Annotated in this window: 22 protein-coding genes; all 22 read left to right on the top strand. The window is 31.9% G+C overall.

Going from position 1 to position 17819, the window contains the following annotated elements; genetic code table 11:
* Positions 1-4: 4 nt before the first annotated feature.
* The 22 genes from ABDZ69_RS09240 (at position 5) to ABDZ69_RS09135 (ending at position 17689) form a co-directional block, all read left to right on the top strand.
* Entirely contained in the window at positions 5-457 is a 453-nt protein-coding gene (locus ABDZ69_RS09240) for a chemotaxis protein CheW (protein ID WP_343769003.1), read from the top strand.
* 19 nt (positions 458-476) lie between these two features.
* Positions 477-965 (top strand): chemotaxis protein CheD, encoded by a 489-nt coding sequence (locus ABDZ69_RS09235; protein ID WP_343769002.1) that lies wholly within the window; start codon positions 477-479, stop codon positions 963-965.
* Between the two features lie 15 nt (positions 966-980).
* Entirely contained in the window at positions 981-2045 is a 1065-nt protein-coding gene (locus ABDZ69_RS09230; protein ID WP_343769001.1) for a protein-glutamate methylesterase/protein-glutamine glutaminase, read from the top strand.
* 3 nt (positions 2046-2048) lie between these two features.
* Positions 2049-2816: a CheR family methyltransferase gene (locus ABDZ69_RS09225; protein ID WP_343769000.1), complete on the top strand. Its 768-nt coding sequence runs from the start codon at positions 2049-2051 to the stop codon at positions 2814-2816.
* A gap of 12 nt (positions 2817-2828) precedes the next feature.
* Positions 2829-4823: a chemotaxis protein CheW gene (locus tag ABDZ69_RS09220; RefSeq protein WP_343768999.1), complete on the top strand. Its 1995-nt coding sequence runs from the start codon at positions 2829-2831 to the stop codon at positions 4821-4823.
* 11 nt (positions 4824-4834) lie between these two features.
* Complete coding sequence (locus ABDZ69_RS09215) at positions 4835-5434, top strand: chemotaxis protein CheC (RefSeq protein WP_343768997.1); 600 nt, start codon at positions 4835-4837, stop codon at positions 5432-5434.
* Between the two features lie 16 nt (positions 5435-5450).
* The gene (locus ABDZ69_RS09210; protein ID WP_343768996.1) at positions 5451-5810 is read left to right on the top strand and encodes a response regulator; all 360 of its coding nucleotides are present in this window, start codon (positions 5451-5453) and stop codon (positions 5808-5810) included.
* Between the two features lie 126 nt (positions 5811-5936).
* On the top strand, positions 5937-6341 hold the full coding sequence (locus tag ABDZ69_RS09205) for a chemotaxis protein CheW (RefSeq protein ID WP_343768995.1): 405 nt from the start codon (positions 5937-5939) through the stop codon (positions 6339-6341).
* Positions 6342-6357: 16 nt separating this feature from the next.
* A complete protein-coding gene (fliM, locus tag ABDZ69_RS09200) occupies positions 6358-7353 on the top strand; it encodes a flagellar motor switch protein FliM (protein ID WP_343768994.1) in 996 nt (331 codons plus the stop codon).
* Positions 7346-8467 carry a flagellar motor switch phosphatase FliY gene (gene fliY, locus ABDZ69_RS09195; RefSeq protein ID WP_343768992.1) on the top strand — a complete coding sequence of 374 codons (1122 nt, stop codon included), beginning with the start codon at positions 7346-7348 and terminating at the stop codon, positions 8465-8467. Before fliM ends, fliY begins: the two co-directional genes overlap by 8 nt.
* A gap of 138 nt (positions 8468-8605) precedes the next feature.
* Complete coding sequence (gene flgM / locus ABDZ69_RS09190; RefSeq protein ID WP_343768991.1) at positions 8606-8878, top strand: flagellar biosynthesis anti-sigma factor FlgM; 273 nt, start codon at positions 8606-8608, stop codon at positions 8876-8878.
* The gene (locus ABDZ69_RS09185; protein ID WP_343768989.1) at positions 8875-9282 is read left to right on the top strand and encodes a flagellar protein FlgN; all 408 of its coding nucleotides are present in this window, start codon (positions 8875-8877) and stop codon (positions 9280-9282) included. Before flgM ends, ABDZ69_RS09185 begins: the two co-directional genes overlap by 4 nt.
* 13 nt (positions 9283-9295) lie before the next feature.
* Complete coding sequence (flgK, locus tag ABDZ69_RS09180) at positions 9296-11125, top strand: flagellar hook-associated protein FlgK (RefSeq protein ID WP_343768987.1); 1830 nt, start codon at positions 9296-9298, stop codon at positions 11123-11125.
* Between the two features lie 14 nt (positions 11126-11139).
* Positions 11140-12411, top strand: a complete 1272-nt coding sequence (flgL, locus tag ABDZ69_RS09175) for a flagellar hook-associated protein FlgL (protein WP_343768985.1) — start codon at positions 11140-11142, stop codon at positions 12409-12411.
* A 14-nt stretch (positions 12412-12425) separates the two neighbouring features.
* A complete protein-coding gene (gene fliW / locus ABDZ69_RS09170; RefSeq protein ID WP_343768983.1) occupies positions 12426-12857 on the top strand; it encodes a flagellar assembly protein FliW in 432 nt (143 codons plus the stop codon).
* Entirely contained in the window at positions 12857-13072 is a 216-nt protein-coding gene (gene csrA / locus ABDZ69_RS09165) for a carbon storage regulator CsrA (RefSeq protein WP_343768981.1), read from the top strand. The genes fliW and csrA overlap by 1 nt, the downstream gene beginning before the upstream one ends.
* A 29-nt stretch (positions 13073-13101) precedes the next feature.
* Positions 13102-13449 carry a flagellar protein FlaG gene (locus ABDZ69_RS09160; protein WP_343768980.1) on the top strand — a complete coding sequence of 116 codons (348 nt, stop codon included), beginning with the start codon at positions 13102-13104 and terminating at the stop codon, positions 13447-13449.
* Positions 13450-13615: 166 nt separating this feature from the next.
* Positions 13616-13903, top strand: coding sequence for a hypothetical protein (locus ABDZ69_RS09155; RefSeq protein WP_343768978.1), 288 nt, complete (start codon positions 13616-13618; stop codon positions 13901-13903).
* A gap of 177 nt (positions 13904-14080) precedes the next feature.
* Positions 14081-14467 carry a flagellar export chaperone FliS gene (gene fliS / locus ABDZ69_RS09150; RefSeq protein ID WP_343768977.1) on the top strand — a complete coding sequence of 129 codons (387 nt, stop codon included), beginning with the start codon at positions 14081-14083 and terminating at the stop codon, positions 14465-14467.
* A 230-nt stretch (positions 14468-14697) separates the two neighbouring features.
* Complete coding sequence (fliD, locus tag ABDZ69_RS09145) at positions 14698-16362, top strand: flagellar filament capping protein FliD (protein WP_343768975.1); 1665 nt, start codon at positions 14698-14700, stop codon at positions 16360-16362.
* Positions 16363-16373: 11 nt separating this feature from the next.
* Positions 16374-16712 (top strand): flagellar protein FliT, encoded by a 339-nt coding sequence (locus ABDZ69_RS09140; protein WP_343768973.1) that lies wholly within the window; start codon positions 16374-16376, stop codon positions 16710-16712.
* Between the two features lie 167 nt (positions 16713-16879).
* On the top strand, positions 16880-17689 hold the full coding sequence (locus ABDZ69_RS09135; protein ID WP_343768972.1) for a flagellin N-terminal helical domain-containing protein: 810 nt from the start codon (positions 16880-16882) through the stop codon (positions 17687-17689).
* Positions 17690-17819 lie beyond the last annotated feature (130 nt).

Raw genomic sequence — 17819 nt, 5'->3', positions numbered from 1 at the left:
TTTTATGGTAGGGAAAGAAATAAAAGTTTTAATCTTTAGTATTAACGATGAATACTATGCTACAGATATAATGGAAGTGGAGAGAATTCTTGGATTTGAGGAGCCAACTAAGCTTCCAGATTCTCCGAATTTTTTAGAAGGTGTTATTAATTACGAAGGCAATATTTTGCCTATAATATCTCTTACTAAAAAATTTAACTTACCTATAAAAGGGGTAAATAAAGATGAAAAAATAATTGTAGCAAAACAGAAAGATGAAAAGATTGGAATAGTAGTAGATGTTGTATCAGAAGTAAGAGATGTAAATTTAGACAAGATTGAAGAAGCACCAGCCATTGTAGGAGGAATATCAAAAAGATACATAAAAGGACTTATTAAAATAGATAAAAAAATAATAATATTCCTTAAGCTAGGCTCCATTCTTACAGAGGAAGAGAAAGTCCTAATCTCAAAATAAATAGTGAAAGGTGCATACTATGGATGTTAAAGAATATAGAGTGGGAATTGCAGATTTAGATATTGCTTCTTCTCCAGATAAAATTATAACAGTAGGGCTTGGATCATGTATTGGTATTGCATTATACGATAAACAAAATTTAGTAGGGGGATTGCTGCATATAATGCTACCGGATAGTACGTTGTTTTCAAGTGTAACCAATCCATTAAAATTTGCAGATTTGGGTATTCCAATATTAATTGAAAAAATGGAGCGTAAAGGAGCAGTAAAAAGAAATTTAATTGCAAAAATAGCAGGGGGTGCCTCTATGTTTAATTTTTCTGATAAAAATTTAATAATGGATATAGGAAATAGAAACACCACTGCAGTAAAAAAGAAATTAAAAGAACTGTCCATTCCTTTATTAGGAGAAGATGTTGGTGGCAATAAAGGAAGAACTATGGTACTAGAAACTATAAGTGGCTCAGTACAAATAAAAACCGTAGGACTTGGAATAAAAGAATTGTAATGGAGTTGATAGGCTTTGAAGAAAATTAAGGTTCTTGTAGTTGATGATTCTGCACTAATGAGGAAAATTATTTCAGATATGATAAACAGCGAAGTAAACATGGAAGTAATAAATACAGCAAGAAACGGTAAGGATTTAATGGATAAGCTACAAATCATTAAACCAGATGTAATTACTCTAGATGTAGAAATGCCTATCATGGATGGAATTACTGCATTAAAAGAATTAAAAATAAAGGGAATAGTTATCCCTGTAATTGTTTTAAGTAGTTTTTCAAAAAAATCATCAGAGTTAACCATAGAATGCCTAGAAGGAGGAGCTTTTGATTTTATTCCTAAACCGTCAGGAGCTATTTCTTTAGATATTAAAAAGGTAAAAGATGATTTAATAACTAAAATAAACCTAGCCTTTGAAAAATGCGAATTTGGATGTGATGAAAAGGATATAAAAAAATATTCTAATGAACTAACGATAACAGCAATTGAGAGCAAAAGAAAATCCTTTAATAAAATAGAAGCTGTGGTTATCGGAGCTTCCACAGGAGGACCCAAGGCTTTACACTCAGTTATTACAAATTTGCCAAAGGATTTAGATGTGCCAGTGTTTGTAGTACAGCATATGCCATCAACTTTTACAAAAGCTTTTGCTGATAGATTAAATAGTAATAGTGAGCTTAAGGTAGTTGAAGGCGAAGAGGGAATGCCTATCGAAAAAAATGTAGTCTATGTGGCACCAGGTGGATTTCATATGGAGGTAGGAGTTGATAAAAAAATTCATTTAAACACAGATCCAACCCTTTGGGGAGTAAGACCTGCTGCAGATAAATTATTTATATCCGCTGCTAATATATATAAGGACAAGCTTTTAAGTGTTGTACTTACAGGGATGGGTAAGGATGGAGCAGAAGGAACACTAAGGGTAAAAGAGAAAGGTGGAACTACAATTTCAGAAGACAAATCCACTGCAATTATATATGGAATGCCTAAGGCTGCCTTTGAAACTGGGATGGTAGATTTAGTTTTACCACTACATAATATTTCAGGAGAAATAGTAAGGCTGGTTAAAGAAAATTGGAGGTAAGTTATGGACTTAGAATACTTTAAAGAGTGGGTTTATAAAGAGTTTAGAATAGATTTAAAAGCGTATAAACCTACCCAACTGCACAGAAGGATATTAAGTTTAATGTCTAGGATTGGTGTTAACTCAGTAGATGAATATATAAATTTATTAAAAAAAGATGCAGGTCAAAGGGAAAAGTTTTTAGATTTTATAACTATCAATGTAACAGAATTTTTTAGAAATCCAGATATTTTTAATGAATTGAGAAACAAAATAAAAGATGAACTTCTCCCGCTTAATAAAAACTTGAAAATATGGAGTGCAGCTTGCTCCATAGGTGCAGAGCCTTATTCCATAGCTATGATATTAGATGAAATTGCACCAGGAGGAAGACATAGTATAATAGCTACAGATATAGATAAAGGAATTTTAGAGAGGGCTAAAAGGGGAGAATACTCAGAATCTGAAATAAAAAATATTAAAAATGACCAGTTAAATAAATATTTTAAAAAACAAGGCGAAAATTATGTAATTGATAATAAGATAAAAAGCATTGTAACCTTTAAAAAACATGATTTAATACTTGATAAATATGAAACTGATTTTGATTTAATAGTATGCAGAAATGTAGTAATTTATTTTAATCAAGATATAAAAGATGATATCTATAGAAAGTTTCATGGGTCATTAAAGAAAAGTGGATTATTATTTGTTGGTGCTACAGAAAGTATTTATAATTACAAAGATTTCGGATTTGATAAGGCTTCGACCTTTATATACAGAAAGGTTTAAGGAGGGAATATAATGGATACATCACAATATATGTCAATGTTTTTAGAAGAGTCCATGGACAATCTTCAGACTTTAAATGAATCCTTGCTACAGCTAGAGCAAGAACCAGAAGATATAGATAAGCTTAATGAAATCTTTAGAGTTGCTCACACTATAAAAGGAATGGCCGCCACCATGGGGTTCAATCAAATGGCAGAATTAACTCATAAAATGGAGGATGTGCTTTCAGAATTTAGAGATGGTCAACTTAATGTTACAGAAAAAGTTGTTACAGTTTTATTTAAATGCCTTGATACCTTAGAACAAATGGTGAACAATATATCAGAAGGTTCTGATAAGGAATTATATATTGAGGAAATTATACTAGAGTTAGAAAGTATGAAGGAAACTCCACAAAAAATTGTGGAGGAAGACGAAAAAAATAAAGATATTAATTTAAATGAATATGATATAAATGTTATAAAACAAGCTCAAGATAAGGGATTTAATACTTATAATATTTTGATTAAATTAAGTGAAAATACCCTTTTAAAGTCAGCGAGAGCTTTTCTAATTTTCAAGAGCTTAGAGGACTTCGGCGAAATTATAAAATCATCCCCAAGTACAGAGGATATTGAAAATGAAAATTTTGAATTAGAAATAAGCCTAGTATATGTTTCTAATAGAAAAAAAGAAGAAATATATAGCTCATTGATGAATATATCTGAAGTTGATAAAGTTTTAGTCGATAATATAAATATTAAGGCTGAACAATCTAAAAAAGTAACTGAAAAGGCAGAGGAAATAATAGCAGATAAGGTTGAAGAAAAAATAGAAGAAAAAATTAAAAATGAGATTAAGGTAAAAGAAGTTAAAACAAAGGAAACTACTGTTAAAAAGCAACATCAGTCTGTTAGGGTTGACTTAGAAAGATTAGATAAGTTTATGAATATGGTGTCAGAGCTTGTTATTAATAGAACTAGGTTAGAACAAATAAGCTTAAATTATAAATTAAAAGATTTAAATGAAACCCTAGAACAAGTTGCTAGAACTACATCAGACTTGCAAGATCTAGTTATGAAAATAAGAATGTTACCATTAGATGTAGTATTTAATAGATTCCCTAGAATGGTGAGAGACCTCTCTGTGGAGCTAGGAAAAGAAATGGAATTAATAATTCAAGGGCAAGATACGGAGCTAGATAGAACCGTTATTGACGAAATAGGAGAACCCTTGATACACTTAATAAGAAATGCTGCAGACCATGGAGTTGAATCTAGAGAAGAAAGAACTTCTAAAGGCAAGGAGCCAGTAGGAAAGATAAGATTAATTGCTTATCAAGAAGGTACTAAGGCTGTTATAAAAGTTGAAGATGACGGAGAAGGTATAAATGTTGCAAAAGTAAAGGCCAAAGCAGAGAGACTAGGCATTGCCACAGAAGGCATGACAGATAAAGATATAATAAATTTGATATTCCTTCAAGGCTTTAGCACTAATGAACAAGTAACGGATATATCTGGTAGAGGCGTTGGCATGGATGTAGTGAAAACTAAAATTTCATCCTTAGGCGGCACTGTAGAAGTAACAAGTGAAAAAGGAAAGGGTTCAGCTTTTATAATAAGATTACCTCTTACTCTTCAAATAATCCAAGCTTTACTTGTTAAAGTTGGAAGTGAAACCATGGCTATATCCTTAGGATATATAGATAGAGTTATTGATTTTACAGAAGACTCAGTTAAAAAATCTAATAATAAAGAAGTAATAATTTACAATGGAAATGTAATTCCTCTTATTAGATTGAATAAAGAGTTAAAAGTGGAAGCTCTATCAGAAAATAAGAAATATACTGTTATTGTTAAAGTTGGAGGAAAGAATGTGGGACTTATGGTAGACTCACTTTTAGGTCAACAGGAGATAGTAATTAAACCACTGGGAAAAACTCTTCAAGGAATGAAAGAGTATATTGGGGCTACAATACTCGGTGATGGTTTAGTTACATTGATACTTGATGTTTCTGCTTTAATATAAGGAGGATAAATATGTCTTACAACAACTTTACACCAATACAATTAGATGCTTTAAAGGAAGTTGGAAATATAGGTTCTGGTAATGCAGCTACAGCTCTTTCGCAGCTATTAAATAAAAAAATTGATATGGCAGTGCCCTATATAAACATTGTACCCTTTGATGAGATATTTTCAGGTATTGCAGGGGAGGAAATAGTTTTCGGAGTTTTGATAAGAGTGCTTGGAGATACTCCGGGAAATATATTGTTTGTCTTTGAAAAGGAAACTGCAATTGATATGATTGAATTATTAATTGGCAGGAGAGAAGAGGATTTAAGTGAAATGGGTAGCTCTGTTATATCAGAAATAGGAAATATAATATCAGCTGCTTTTATGAATGCTATAGCAAGATTTACAAATCTAACTATAATACCATCAGTACCAGCTGTAACATATGATATGCTTGGTGCAATACTATCAACAACATTTATTGAATCAGGACAATTTGATGAGTTTGTCCTAGATATGGAAACAGTTTTTTTACAAGACAATGAAAAAATACAAGGGCATTTTTATTATATACCTATGCCCGGATCATTAGAAAGAATATTAAATTCATTAGGAGTAATGTAATTTTGGAGGGAATAAAATGGCAAAAGTATTAATCGTTGATGACGCTGCTTTTATGAGAATGATGATAAAGGACATTCTAGAAAAGAATGGATATGAAGTAATAGGAGAAGCAAATAATGGAATTAAGGCTGTAGAATTATATAAAAAAGAAAGACCTGATGTAGTGACTATGGATATCACCATGCCTGATATGGATGGAATACAAGCTGTAAAGGAAATAAAGGCTATGGATCCTAGTGCAAAAATAGTAATGTGCTCAGCCATGGGACAACAAACTATGGTTATGGACGCTATAAAAGCAGGAGCAAAAGATTTTATAGTAAAGCCATTCCAAGCAGACAGAGTTCTAGAAGCAATTAAAAAGGTAATTGGGTAATAGAGTTTTTAGTGCTTTAGTATTTTAGATTTTTAGTCATTGAGGAAATTCCCTAAAGGGAATTTCACCTTCAACTAAAAAATTAAAAAACTCTTAACTAAAAAACTAAAAAACGGGGGTGAGCAAATGCAGGTGGTTATTTTTAAACTTAAGGATGAGCAATTTGCAGTTGAAACTGATAGAGTTCAAAGTATAAATGATACTATGGAAATTACCAAGGTTCCTAATGCTCCGTACCATATAAAAGGGCTTATTAACCTAAGAGGAAATATCATTTCACTTTTAGATATAAATCTACTTTTAGATATTGATAAAGGAGAAAAGGAACAAAATAATATAATAATATTAAATATTGAAGAAGAATTGGTTGGCATAACTGTAGATCAAGTTGATGAAGTTTTAGAAGTAGAAGAAGAACTTATAGAAAAACTTGATGACGATAGTAAAAAAGCATATGTCAAAGGAATAGTTAATTTCAAGGACAGAATAGTAACATTGATTGATATAGATAAGCTGCTTTTAAACCAGTAGGAAATGAGGTAGTAAGATGCCAGATGTTTTATCACAAAACGAAATAGACTCCCTTTTGGCAGCTCTTTCATCAGGTGAAATATCCCCTGATGAAATGCCAAAACAGGAGGAAAAGCAAAGAGTGAAACCCTATGATTTTAGGAATCCTCAAAAGTTTTCTAAAGATCATATAAGGACCTTAGAATTAGTGCACGATAACTATGCGAGGATAATCTCAAACTACCTTACTGCTCAGTTAAGGTCAAATGTAAAGGTTAAAATAGAATCTGTTCAACAAATAACTTATGAAGAGTTTATTCACTCGATACCGAATCCAACCATATTAACAGTATTTAAAATGCCTCCACTTAGTGGTTCGGTTTTATTTGAAACTAATCCTCAATTTGTATATGAAGCAATAGATATACTTATGGGTGGCACAGGATATGGTAGATTTAAACTAAGGGAATTTACAGATATAGATAAAAATATTATCAAACACGTAAATACTGGGTTGATTTCTAGTCTGAAATTGGCATGGGAAGATATTCTTAAAGTACACCCAGAGATTGAAGGATTAGAAACAAATCCTGCGCTAAATCAAACTTTAGCACCCAATGAACCAGTTGCCTTAATAACTTTTTCAGTAGAGCTTGGAAGAGTAAGTTCCTTTATTAATATTTGTATACCTTATTTAAGTATAGAAAAGGTGCTGGATAATTTTGTAGTTAAATATTGGTTCCAAGAATCTGATCCAAATACCTTAAAGGAATCAAAATTAAAGATAAGAGATAGATTAAATGTAGTACCAGCAGAGATATCTGCACTACTAGGCTCTACTAAATTAACTATTAATGATTTTTTAAAGCTTGGTACAGGAGATGTGTTAGTATTAAAAGAAAAAATAAGTAATCCATGTAAAGTAGTGGTAAGAGATGAATTATATTGCTATGGAAAACCTGGATTAATAGGGAAAAAAGTTGGTATACAAGTATTAGATATGATAAATAAGGATGTGGAAATGGATGAATAATGGATTTCTTTCACAAGAAGAAATAGATTTACTACTAAGTGGTGGAGGAAGCTTTAGTGAAAATGATGCTGATAATACTAAAGAAGAATCAGAACTAAGTGAAATAGACAAGGACCTTTTAGGAGAAATAGGTAATATTTCCATGGGTTCAGCCTCAACAGCTCTGTCTACTATCATTGGAAGTCAAGTTAATATTACCACTCCTGTAGTAACAATAACAACTTTAAAAGAATTAAAAGATAACTTCGAGGTTCCAAATATTGCATTAGAAGTTAAGTTTACCAGCGGTATAATGGGTGAAAATCTTCTTGTTATGAAAATGACAGATGCTGCTGTTATTGCAAATCTTATGATGGGCGGCGATGGTAAGGTAGACAAAGTTACTTCTCTATCTGAATTAGAAGAAAGTGCAGTATCGGAAGCTATGAATCAAATGATAGGATCTGCTGCCACTTCTATGGCAACTATGTTTGCAAGGGAAGTAAATATATCTCCGCCAACATCAAGAATATGGGATGATTTGACTGCGCCTTTAACTGATGCTTTAAGTGACGATGAACCAATAGTAAAGGTATCCTTTACTTTAAACATAGGAGAATTAGTAGATAGCACTATTATGCAACTACTACCTATTAAAACCGCTAGAAAAATAGTGTCCATAATGATGGGAAATGAAGAGCCAGTGGTAGTGGAAAAACCACAGGAAAAACCCGCAGTAACAAAAGAAGTTATAGAACAGGTAGGATACAGAGAAGAAGTTGCACCTAAAACCATAACAGAAGAAAAACCTGTTGAAGTAAAGCATGCTGCATTTCAGCCGCTAAATTCACAGGTGCCTTCAAAAGCATTGCCGAGTAACATAGATTTAATAATGGATGTTCCTTTAGAAATATCCGTTGTACTTGGAAGAACGAAGCTAAATATAAAGGAAATATTAAACCTGGGTACAGGGTCTTTAATAGAACTGGATAAATTAGCAGAAGAACCAGTAGAAATACTTGTTAATGGAAAAATGGTTGCCTTTGGTGAAGTGGTTGTAATAGATGAAAACTTTGGAGTTAGAATTACCAGTATTGTAAGCAATGAAGAAAAAATAAAATCATTAGGAAAATAGTAGAAAAACGGCTTTAAAGAGCCGTTCTTTTCATTATATGTCATAAAATACTTTTAAATAACTATAAACAAATATAAATAGTTGCCGATAATATATACATGGAAATATGTAGAATGTGTATCGTAAGGAGTGTATCACATGAAGATTAACGGAATAAACCCAAATAAAATAATTAGTGCCTATGGGGACAATAAGAAAAAGGTGGAAGGCAAGGATTTGCAAAAGGTAAAAGGAACGGATTCCATTGAAATATCTTCATTAGGGAAAAGTTTAAAAAATTATAGTTTAGATTTAAACCCAGCAGCTTCAAATGAAAAAATAGAAAGAATAAGAGAGCAAATTGAAAAAGGGACTTATAAGGTGGACGGGAAACTCATAGCTCAAGGGATTTTGGAGGAGATGAAACCTTGATAGAAAAGTTAAATAACATAATGAAAGACGAGATACTCTCTTTAGAAAAGCTTTTAGGAGCTTTAGATAAACAACACGAATATGTAGTTAAAAATGAAATACTAAAATTAGAAAAAGTGGTTGAGGAAATTGAGGAATGTAATAGAGAAATTGCAAAATGGGAAATGGAAAGAAGAAATTTAACTAAAGGAAAAACTATGAGTTCTATAGTTGAGGAACTTAAGGATATGGAAATAGAAAAAAATTATAGAAAAATGCGAACATTGCTTGAGGAGCTTAATGTACAAAAGGATGCTAATGAAATGCTTATAAAGCAAGGACTAGGTTTTACAACAAGAATGCTTCAAATACTAAATCCAGATAGAAGCGCTAAAACTTATAGCCCTTATGGAAAAATGAAATAGAGGTGAAGAGAATTTGTCAGGTTTATTTGGAACTTTAAATATAGGAAAAAGCGGATTATTTGCAAATCAAAGAGCCATTGATGTAGCTACCCATAATATTGCCAATGCAAATACGGAGGGTTATTCAAGGCAAAGGGCAGAAATGCAAACTAGAAGACCTTTCTGCACTCCAGGTATGAATAATGCAGCAGAGCCAGGTCAAATAGGTACTGGGGTAATTATATCTCAAATTACTAGGGTAAGGGACTCATTTTTGGATTACCAAGTTAGAGTGGAACTAGGAGTGCAGGGAAACTTTGCAGGAAGAGATAAGTTTTTAAGGGAAGTAGAAAATATTTTCAACGAGCCAAGTGATACAGGAATATCAAATCTAATAGGAAAGTTTTTTGATTCATGGCAACAGTTAGCAAAACAAGGTGATACCTCTAACGCTAGAACTGTAGTGGCGGAACAATCAAAGGCATTAGCCGATGAATTAAATCGTGTTTACGACAAACTAGAGAAACTTAAAGGTAATGCTCAAGATGTTATAAGACAATCAGTCTTTGATGCAAATTCAATAATGAGACAAATAAGACAGTTAAATGATGAAATAATACAAGTTAGTGTAGCCGGAAATAATCCAAACGACTTGATGGATAGAAGAGATTATTTGCTTGATCAATTAAGTGGAAAATTTGGAGTTAAAATAGATAAGGTAGGGCACAATGCGATAGATGTAAACACAAAGGAGGATGCTAAGGCACTTCCGCCAGGTGGAGGAAATTTAATCCAAGGTATTAACCCAGAAAATGTCTTAAATTTTGCTTATATATCCAGCATTGAGCCTAGTGAAGGGGTAACCTATGGACAGGATGGTACCTATAAGGTAACCTATTATAAAAATGGGGATATGACATCAGAGAAAAATAAAGTTGTTATTGAAATGTCTGTTGAAGGTGAAGATAATTTAACCGCTATGGATAAACTAAGGGCTTTAGATGAATGTAGAGTTATATGGACAGGCAAAGATGGGCTAGCAGTTGATAAAGAGGGTAAGCCTTTAGGAGAAAGTGCAAATATAAATTCAATAGCCACATTCACTCCAAGTAGTGGTGAGCTTAAAGGATATATGTCAGTGCAAGAAGATATAGATGCTAATATAGAACAATTAAATAAACTAGCTCAAGCTATAGTATATTCTGTTAATGCTATACATAGCCAAAATGGGGATGCTTCTCTAGATGATTTACCTTTCTTTGTGAATAAAGATAAGGCAAACTATAGTAAAAATCCTTCTAAATTAACTAATTTAGAAGATGTTTTAGGTGCTGAAAGCAACATAACTGCAGGAAATATAAGCATAAATGTAGAAATTTTAAACAACGTAATGCTAATAAAGACAGGAAAAGATTTAAATGGTGGAGAATCTGACGGAAAAAGAGCCTTAGCCATTGCTTCTCTAAGAGATAAATTTATGGAAATTCAAAATATCAAATTAGAGGGAGCTGGAAAAACTAATAGAAAGAGCTATATTGATGGGCTATGTGGTGGTTTAGTAAAAGATAATGATTTAGACCTTCTTGTAGTAAAAGGCAGCACAGATGGTATGAAAATAGATAGTTACTTTAAGGATTCTATAGATAGATTAGGGGTTCAAGCCCAAGAAGCAAAAAGAATGGTTAAAAATCAGCAATCAGTGCTAGCTGGCTTTGAAGAATCAAGACTAGCTGTTTCAGGGGTAGCCTTAGATGAAGAAATGACCAACATGATACAATTTCAACATGCGTATCAAGCTAACGCGAAAATTATTTCCACAGTAGACGAACTTCTAGATGTTATCGTCAATGGATTGAAAAGATAAGGAGTTGAGAAATTTTGAGAGTTACAAATAAAATGTTAGCTAATAATTTTTTGGTAGATATGAATAGAAATTTAAGTCATCTACAAACGCTGCAATCTCAATTAACTTCAGGAAAGGAAATAAGAAGACCTTCGGATGATCCTTTTAAGGTAGCTAGAGCAATGCAGATGCATACGGATATAAATACAAATAAACAGTATAATGAAAATATAAAGGATACTATAAATTGGTTAGATACTACAGATACAGCTTTAAACCAAATGGGAAAGCAAATGAAAAGAGTAAGGGAACTATTAGTAACTGCTGGTAATCCTGGTTATGGAGCAGATGAAAGAAAGAAGCTTAAAGATGAAATAAATGAAATAGTAGGGCAGTTTTCTAATAGCTTAAATGCAAATTTTGATGGTAAGTATATATTTGGTGGAACAAGAGCTACTTCAAAGCCTGTAGATATAGAAAAAGTAGGTGAAAACTCAAAATTAGTGTTCAGAGGAAGAGATGGAGAAGTTCTACCTGAGGCATCCATAGTTGAGGTTAATGTTGCCAACTTGGATACCAACTGGGGTGGAAAAGAAATAAACTTTGAGTATAAAGGGAATTCTGTACAGATAGACCTAACTTCACCTATCAATTCCGTGAAAGAACTTGGAGAAGATTTACAGGCGAAGATTGATTCAGGAGAACTAAAAGGAAAGCTATCTGTAGAGGTAATTGAAGATGGTGGAAAGAGCTATATAAAATTCACTAATCAAGACAAGGGAAATGAAATAAAGATTTCTGCTACTACGGTAGTGGATGATTTAAATACTCTGAGTGGTCAAAAAATTTCTGACAATCAATTAGACTTAATCAGTGAAAAGCTTGTAACAGAAATTTCTCAAGGAGTGAGGGTAGAGTATAACGTAACAGCTACAGAAGTTTTAGAATTTAAAGATAACAACGGCAAAGAGTGGGACGCAAGAGAAGTATTCGAGAAAATTGCAACTCATTTAGACAATAATGATGTAGGGGCTTTGACAGGAGAAGACTTAGAAGCTATTGATGCTGTTTTAAATAATATATTAAAAATTCGTTCACAGGTAGGAGCAAAGCAAAACAGTATGGAAGGAGCTCAAGATAGAAATACTGAAGAGAACTTCAATATGACAGAAATACTTTCTAAAACAGAAGATATAAACCTAACAGAAAAAACTATGGAATATGCAGTAGCTCAAACAGTATATATAGCTGCTCTGCAAACTAGTGCAAGAGTACTTCAACCAACATTGATGGACTACATAAGATAATTGGAGGATAAACTATGAAGCTAAATACAAAGTATCACGGTTTAATAGAATATAAAGAAGAGGATATAGTTGTTTTTTCGAAGGGACTTCCAGGTTTTGAGGAGCTTAGAAAGTTTATATTATTACCTATTGAACAAGAGGGGATTTTTACTTTGCTTCACTCAATAGAGGATGAAGATATTGGGATCCCATTGATTTCTCCTTTTAATGTGGATAAAGATTATGAATTTACTCTTTCAAAAGAAATAATAAAGAGTTTAAAAGCAAATTCACCGGAAGATATATTAGTATTTACCACAGTAACCATTAACTCAAATTATGAAAATATTACTACTAATTTAAGAGCGCCCATAGTAGTAAATATAAAGGAGAAAATGGGGGAACAAATAATACTAGAAAAGGATGACTACGGAATAAAACACCCAATTTTTCAGGAGGAAAAATAATGTTAGTTATAGGTAGAAAAAAAGGAGAATCCCTTATTATAGGTGAGGATATAGAAATCACTGTGGTTAAAATTGAAGATGGTTCAGTAAGACTTGCCATATCTGCACCAAAGGAAATTACAATACTTAGAAAAGAATTATATAAAGAAATAGAAGAAGAAAACAAAAATGCTGCTAAAGTAGATATTTCATTGCTTAAAAAACTTAAAAAATAGTATTCTAGATTTAGAGGGGTGTTAAAAACATGGATGTAAAGTTAGTAAGTCAAGGAGGACAGATTAACTTCGACAAAAATACTATATACAATGAACTTATAGCCAATGATAAAAGTACTAATAACGGAGTACAAGTAGAAAACATAAAGATAAAAGAAGAGGATGTAAAAAAAGCAGTAGATACTTTAAATAAAGAATTTAAAGATAAAACTACTTATTTGCAATATGAAGTTTACGGAAAATTTAATAATATAGTAATCAAAGTAATGGATAGAAACACAAATGAATTAGTTAAAGAATTGCCACCTAAAAAAATTATCGACATGGTAGAAAAACTTTGCGAATTAGCAGGGATGTTTGTTGATGAGAAGGCATAAGGATATATGCTGTTTGTGTAGCTTTCGCTTCAATAAGAACTTCTAAATTTTGCTCAAATGCATACTGCACAGTACATATCCTTTAACGTGGTGAAATTAGGATGAAAGTTCATAAGGGAATTTCTATTACAATTAAAACCTAAACAACTCAAAAAGGGGTGTTTCTATGGAATATAGGCTTAATAAAGTTGATATGGAAGTTAGACAAAGAATTGAGGATACAACTAGGGAAGGCATGATCCATAGGAAAAAGGAACTAAAGATAGATAAAGATGCTAAAGATAAAAAGGAAGATAAGGATTTTTCTGATGAGCTAAAGAAGTATAAAGGAAAAAAGAAAAAAGTAATATTAGTACAAGCTGAAAAAATTGAAGAAATAGATGTAGAAGCAATTAAGTATAAAGGTGAAGAAAATAATTTATCTAGGGGAAGATTTCTAGATACTAAGAGATAAAAGGATATGTGCTGTTTGTATAGCTCTCACAAAATAAGTAATTCTAGACTTTGTTCCAATGCATACTGCACAGTACATATCCTCTAATATGGTTCAACTGGGATGAAATACCATAAGGAAATTTTTACAACAACTAAAACACTAGAAATCTCGAAAGAAAAGGTAGGTGTAAACTAAATGTATTCTAGTAATGCATATAGTGCATATAAAAACAATAGTGTAAACTATGCATCAAAGGAACAGTTATTATTGATGCTATTAGATGGGTCAGTGAAATTTTCAAAGATAGCTAAGCTAGGTATAGAAGAAAGAAATATACCAAAGGCTCACGAGAATATAGTAAAAACCCAAAATATATTCTACGAGCTAATAGCAACGTTAGATGTAGAAAAAGGTGGGGAGTGGGCAAAGGGATTAATGCATGTATATGAGTTTATTTTAAATAGGCTTATGGAAGCAAATATAAAAAAAGATAAAACTATAATGGATGAGGTAATTCCTTTAATTGAGGATGTAAGGGATACTTGGAATGAGGCATATAAGTTAAGCAAGAATGCTAAGTAGAGAAAAAGGATATGTATTGTTTGTGTAACTCTCACAAAATAATAAATTCTAAAATTAATTAAGAATTACTAAATTTTGCTCCAATGCATACTGCACAATATATCCTTTAACACTATATTTAAATTTACTTAATATAAATTAGGTAAATAGTTTATAATTAAGGTGAAAATTCTCTATAACTAAAAATCTAAAAAACTAAAAAACTCGAAAGAAAAAGGAGGTTTTTCAAAATGGTAAGCGGAATAGGTGGTGGCGGTTTGCGAATAGGTGGACTTGCTACTGGCATGGACACAGATGAGATAGTTAAGAAGATGCTTTTAGGGCAACAAATGAAAATAGACAAGGTAAAGCAAGATAAGCAAACAATATTATGGAAACAGGAACTTTATAGAGATATAATTAAGGACTTAAAGGATTTACAGAACGCTTATTTTAGTGTGACTTCCAAAGATAATTTAAACTCTAATAGTAACTATTCTGATTATGTAGCTAAGGTGAATAGTGGAACATCTGCTACAGTGACAGCTGGTCAGGGAACAGTTGAGGGAAATTACAGGATTGATGTAGAACAATTGGCTAAGGGAGCTACTATAAAAAGTGGAAACTTGGGTGCTACTACTACATTAAATACTAAATTAAATGATTTATCAATAACTGCAGGTAGCGAATTTAAAATATCTTCCAATGGAAAAGAAGCTACAATAAAGATAGAAGAAAATGACACCATAAAAACTTTAATTAGTAAAATAAAATCTACTAAATGGGATGGTAAGGACGAGTTGGTTGGTAATGATATTGACGTTTCTTTTAGTGAATTAACTAGTACCTTTACAATTAATACTAAAGCCACTGGCAGTTCGTCAAAATTAAATATAGAGAATGTTGGATCAGGTAATCTTCTATCGGGAATAAAATTAACTACTGGGGAGCAATCAGGTCAAGGGTCAATATCTTATGTAACCCCTCCAGGAGGTACAAGAACAAAAGTTGAAAGAGATTCAAACAACTTTACTATAGATGGTGTAAGCTATAATCTAACTGGAGTGGATAGTTACGATACTACCACAGGAAAATCATTAACTAGCACAGAAGTTAACATAACAAAAGATGTAGATAAAACCTTCGACAGAATTAAAACTTTCTTCGATAAATATAATGCTTTAGTAGATAAAATAAATAAAAAAATAACAGAGAAGAAAGATTACGACTATAAACCTCTTACGGACGATCAGAAAAAAGATATGAAAGAAGAGGATATAAAAGCTTGGGAGGAAAAAACTAAAAAAGGCATATTAAGAAATGATGCTAATTTAGAAAAAATGCTAAGTGAATTAAGAAATACCTTTTTTACTTCAGTAGAAGGGAGCAACTTAACCTTTAATAGAAAGGAATTAGGATTAGACACTAGCAACATAGCGTCTAAAGCAGGGCAAATTGAGTTCACAGCTGGTGGGGAAGAAATATTAAAGAAGGCTTTGAGAGAAAGACCAGAGGAGATAATGAATTTATTTAATAAAACTTATACTTTATCTGCAGATGATTTAAAGGAATCAAAACAAAAACAAAAAGAAATATTAAATAAAAATTCTGGTGTATTTCAAAGGATAAACAATATACTAAAGGATTACGTAGGACTACCAGGAACCACTTTAAATAATGCTATACTTACTGAATATGCAAATAAGCAAGACGACCATAGTATTTATGGAGGAATTGGAACGAATAAATTACCTGACCAAATATACAGAAAAGATATTTTAATAAATCAATTAAATGAAAAAATGAAGAGTAAAGAGTCGCAGTTATATAAGCAATTTGCCGCACTAGAAAAAGCTATGAGTAAGTACAACGCTCAAGCTTCTTGGTTATCTCAACAACTTGGTGGTGGACAATAGGAGTAAATATTATGATTTTGAAAGATTATTTAATAAGTTTTAACCAACTAACCTTAGAGTTAATTGCTAAAATAAACAGTCAAAATTTAGAATGTCTTGAGGAGATAATGGACAAGAGACAAAGAATTATAGAAAAAATAGAAAATATACCCTATACTCAAGAAGAGTTTATAAAGTTTTGTATTGAAATTAATCTTCTGGATAACAATGAAAAACTACAAGGGTTATTGAATAAAAAAAAGAAAGAGATAAGGCAAGACATTACAGAGTTAAACACCAATAGAAAAGCTAATCAAGGATATAACCAAAAGTTCTATACCAAAAGTATAGTTTTTACAAAAAAAATATAAAATATGATAAAAAACTATAAAGTATAGAAATTCACTTACGATATAATAAGTATAAGAAAGATATACCAACTGAGTGGCCATGAAGATAGGTATTTTCTTATAACTATTAAAATAAAAAATAGAGTTTCACAAGGAAGTGGAATTTATAATTCAAGGAGGGTAAATTTATGATTATTAATCACAATTTGAATGCTATGAACTCACACAGACAAATGGGTGTTAACGTTGGAAGTGCTGCTAAATCCATGGAGAAATTATCTTCAGGTTTAAGAATTAACAGAGCAGGAGACGACGCAGCTGGACTTTCAATTTCAGAAAAAATGAGAGGTCAAATAAGAGGATTAAATCAGGCATCTAGAAATGCTCAAGATGGTATTTCTTTAATACAAACAGCTGAAGGCGCATTGAATGAATCTCATGCAATTGTTCAAAGAATGAGAGAGTTAGCAGTTCAATCATCAACAGGAACATTAGAAACAGATGATAGAGATCAACTTGATTTAGAATATCAAGAACTAGTAGGGGAGCTTGATCGTATTGCAGAAAAGACACAGTTTAACGGAAAAGATGTTTTAGCATCATCACAAACAATTGCTATACAAGTTGGCGCTAATGCAAGTCAGACAATAGACATTAAATTAACTAAAAATGATTCTGCAACTTTATTAGCAGCTGTTGGTGATTTAAAGACTGCATCTAAGTCTCAAATAGAGATAAAGGCATTAGATACTGCTATTAAAACCCTTAATACTAATAGAGCTACATTAGGAGCAACACAGAACAGATTAGAACATACAATTAAGAATTTAGATAATGCTTCCGAAAACTTACAAGCTGCTGAATCAAGAATTAGAGACGTAGATATGGCTAAGGAAATGATGGAGTATACTAAGAATAATATTCTTCAACAAGCTTCACAAGCTATGCTTGCTCAAGCTAATCAAGCTCCACAAGGAGTTCTACAATTATTAAGATAAGCAGCGAACCACTTTTACTTTAGTTAAAAGTTCGTAAGTCGCTTACTCAGACATAGTCTGAATTTCCTTGATAGATTTATAGACAAAACATAAAATAATAAAAGAGTCAGAGAGTTTTTCTCTGACTCTT

Origin of the sequence: Clostridium malenominatum (assembly GCF_039521365.1) — a bacterium.
Classification (GTDB): Bacteria; Bacillota; Clostridia; order Clostridiales; family Clostridiaceae; genus Clostridium_AW; species Clostridium_AW malenominatum.
This window is presented reverse-complemented; position numbering and strand designations above follow the sequence as displayed.

Excerpts from the sequence above, each read along its gene's own strand:
- ABDZ69_RS09240 (WP_343769003.1), top strand. The coding sequence starts at position 5 with ATGGTAGGGAAAGAAATAAAAGTTTTAATCTTTAGTATTAACGATGAA.
- ABDZ69_RS09235 (WP_343769002.1), top strand. The coding sequence starts at position 477 with ATGGATGTTAAAGAATATAGAGTGGGAATTGCAGATTTAGATATTGCT.
- ABDZ69_RS09225 (WP_343769000.1), top strand. The coding sequence starts at position 2,049 with ATGGACTTAGAATACTTTAAAGAGTGGGTTTATAAAGAGTTTAGAATA.
- ABDZ69_RS09220 (WP_343768999.1), top strand. The coding sequence starts at position 2,829 with ATGGATACATCACAATATATGTCAATGTTTTTAGAAGAGTCCATGGAC.
- ABDZ69_RS09215 (WP_343768997.1), top strand. The coding sequence starts at position 4,835 with ATGTCTTACAACAACTTTACACCAATACAATTAGATGCTTTAAAGGAA.
- ABDZ69_RS09210 (WP_343768996.1), top strand. The coding sequence starts at position 5,451 with ATGGCAAAAGTATTAATCGTTGATGACGCTGCTTTTATGAGAATGATG.
- ABDZ69_RS09205 (WP_343768995.1), top strand. The coding sequence starts at position 5,937 with ATGCAGGTGGTTATTTTTAAACTTAAGGATGAGCAATTTGCAGTTGAA.
- fliM (WP_343768994.1), top strand. The coding sequence starts at position 6,358 with ATGCCAGATGTTTTATCACAAAACGAAATAGACTCCCTTTTGGCAGCT.
- fliY (WP_343768992.1), top strand. The coding sequence starts at position 7,346 with ATGAATAATGGATTTCTTTCACAAGAAGAAATAGATTTACTACTAAGT.
- flgM (WP_343768991.1), top strand. The coding sequence starts at position 8,606 with ATGAAGATTAACGGAATAAACCCAAATAAAATAATTAGTGCCTATGGG.
- fliW (WP_343768983.1), top strand. The coding sequence starts at position 12,426 with ATGAAGCTAAATACAAAGTATCACGGTTTAATAGAATATAAAGAAGAG.
- csrA (WP_343768981.1), top strand. The coding sequence starts at position 12,857 with ATGTTAGTTATAGGTAGAAAAAAAGGAGAATCCCTTATTATAGGTGAG.
- ABDZ69_RS09160 (WP_343768980.1), top strand. The coding sequence starts at position 13,102 with ATGGATGTAAAGTTAGTAAGTCAAGGAGGACAGATTAACTTCGACAAA.
- ABDZ69_RS09155 (WP_343768978.1), top strand. The coding sequence starts at position 13,616 with ATGGAATATAGGCTTAATAAAGTTGATATGGAAGTTAGACAAAGAATT.
- fliS (WP_343768977.1), top strand. The coding sequence starts at position 14,081 with ATGTATTCTAGTAATGCATATAGTGCATATAAAAACAATAGTGTAAAC.
- fliD (WP_343768975.1), top strand. The coding sequence starts at position 14,698 with ATGGTAAGCGGAATAGGTGGTGGCGGTTTGCGAATAGGTGGACTTGCT.
- ABDZ69_RS09140 (WP_343768973.1), top strand. The coding sequence starts at position 16,374 with ATGATTTTGAAAGATTATTTAATAAGTTTTAACCAACTAACCTTAGAG.
- ABDZ69_RS09135 (WP_343768972.1), top strand. The coding sequence starts at position 16,880 with ATGATTATTAATCACAATTTGAATGCTATGAACTCACACAGACAAATG.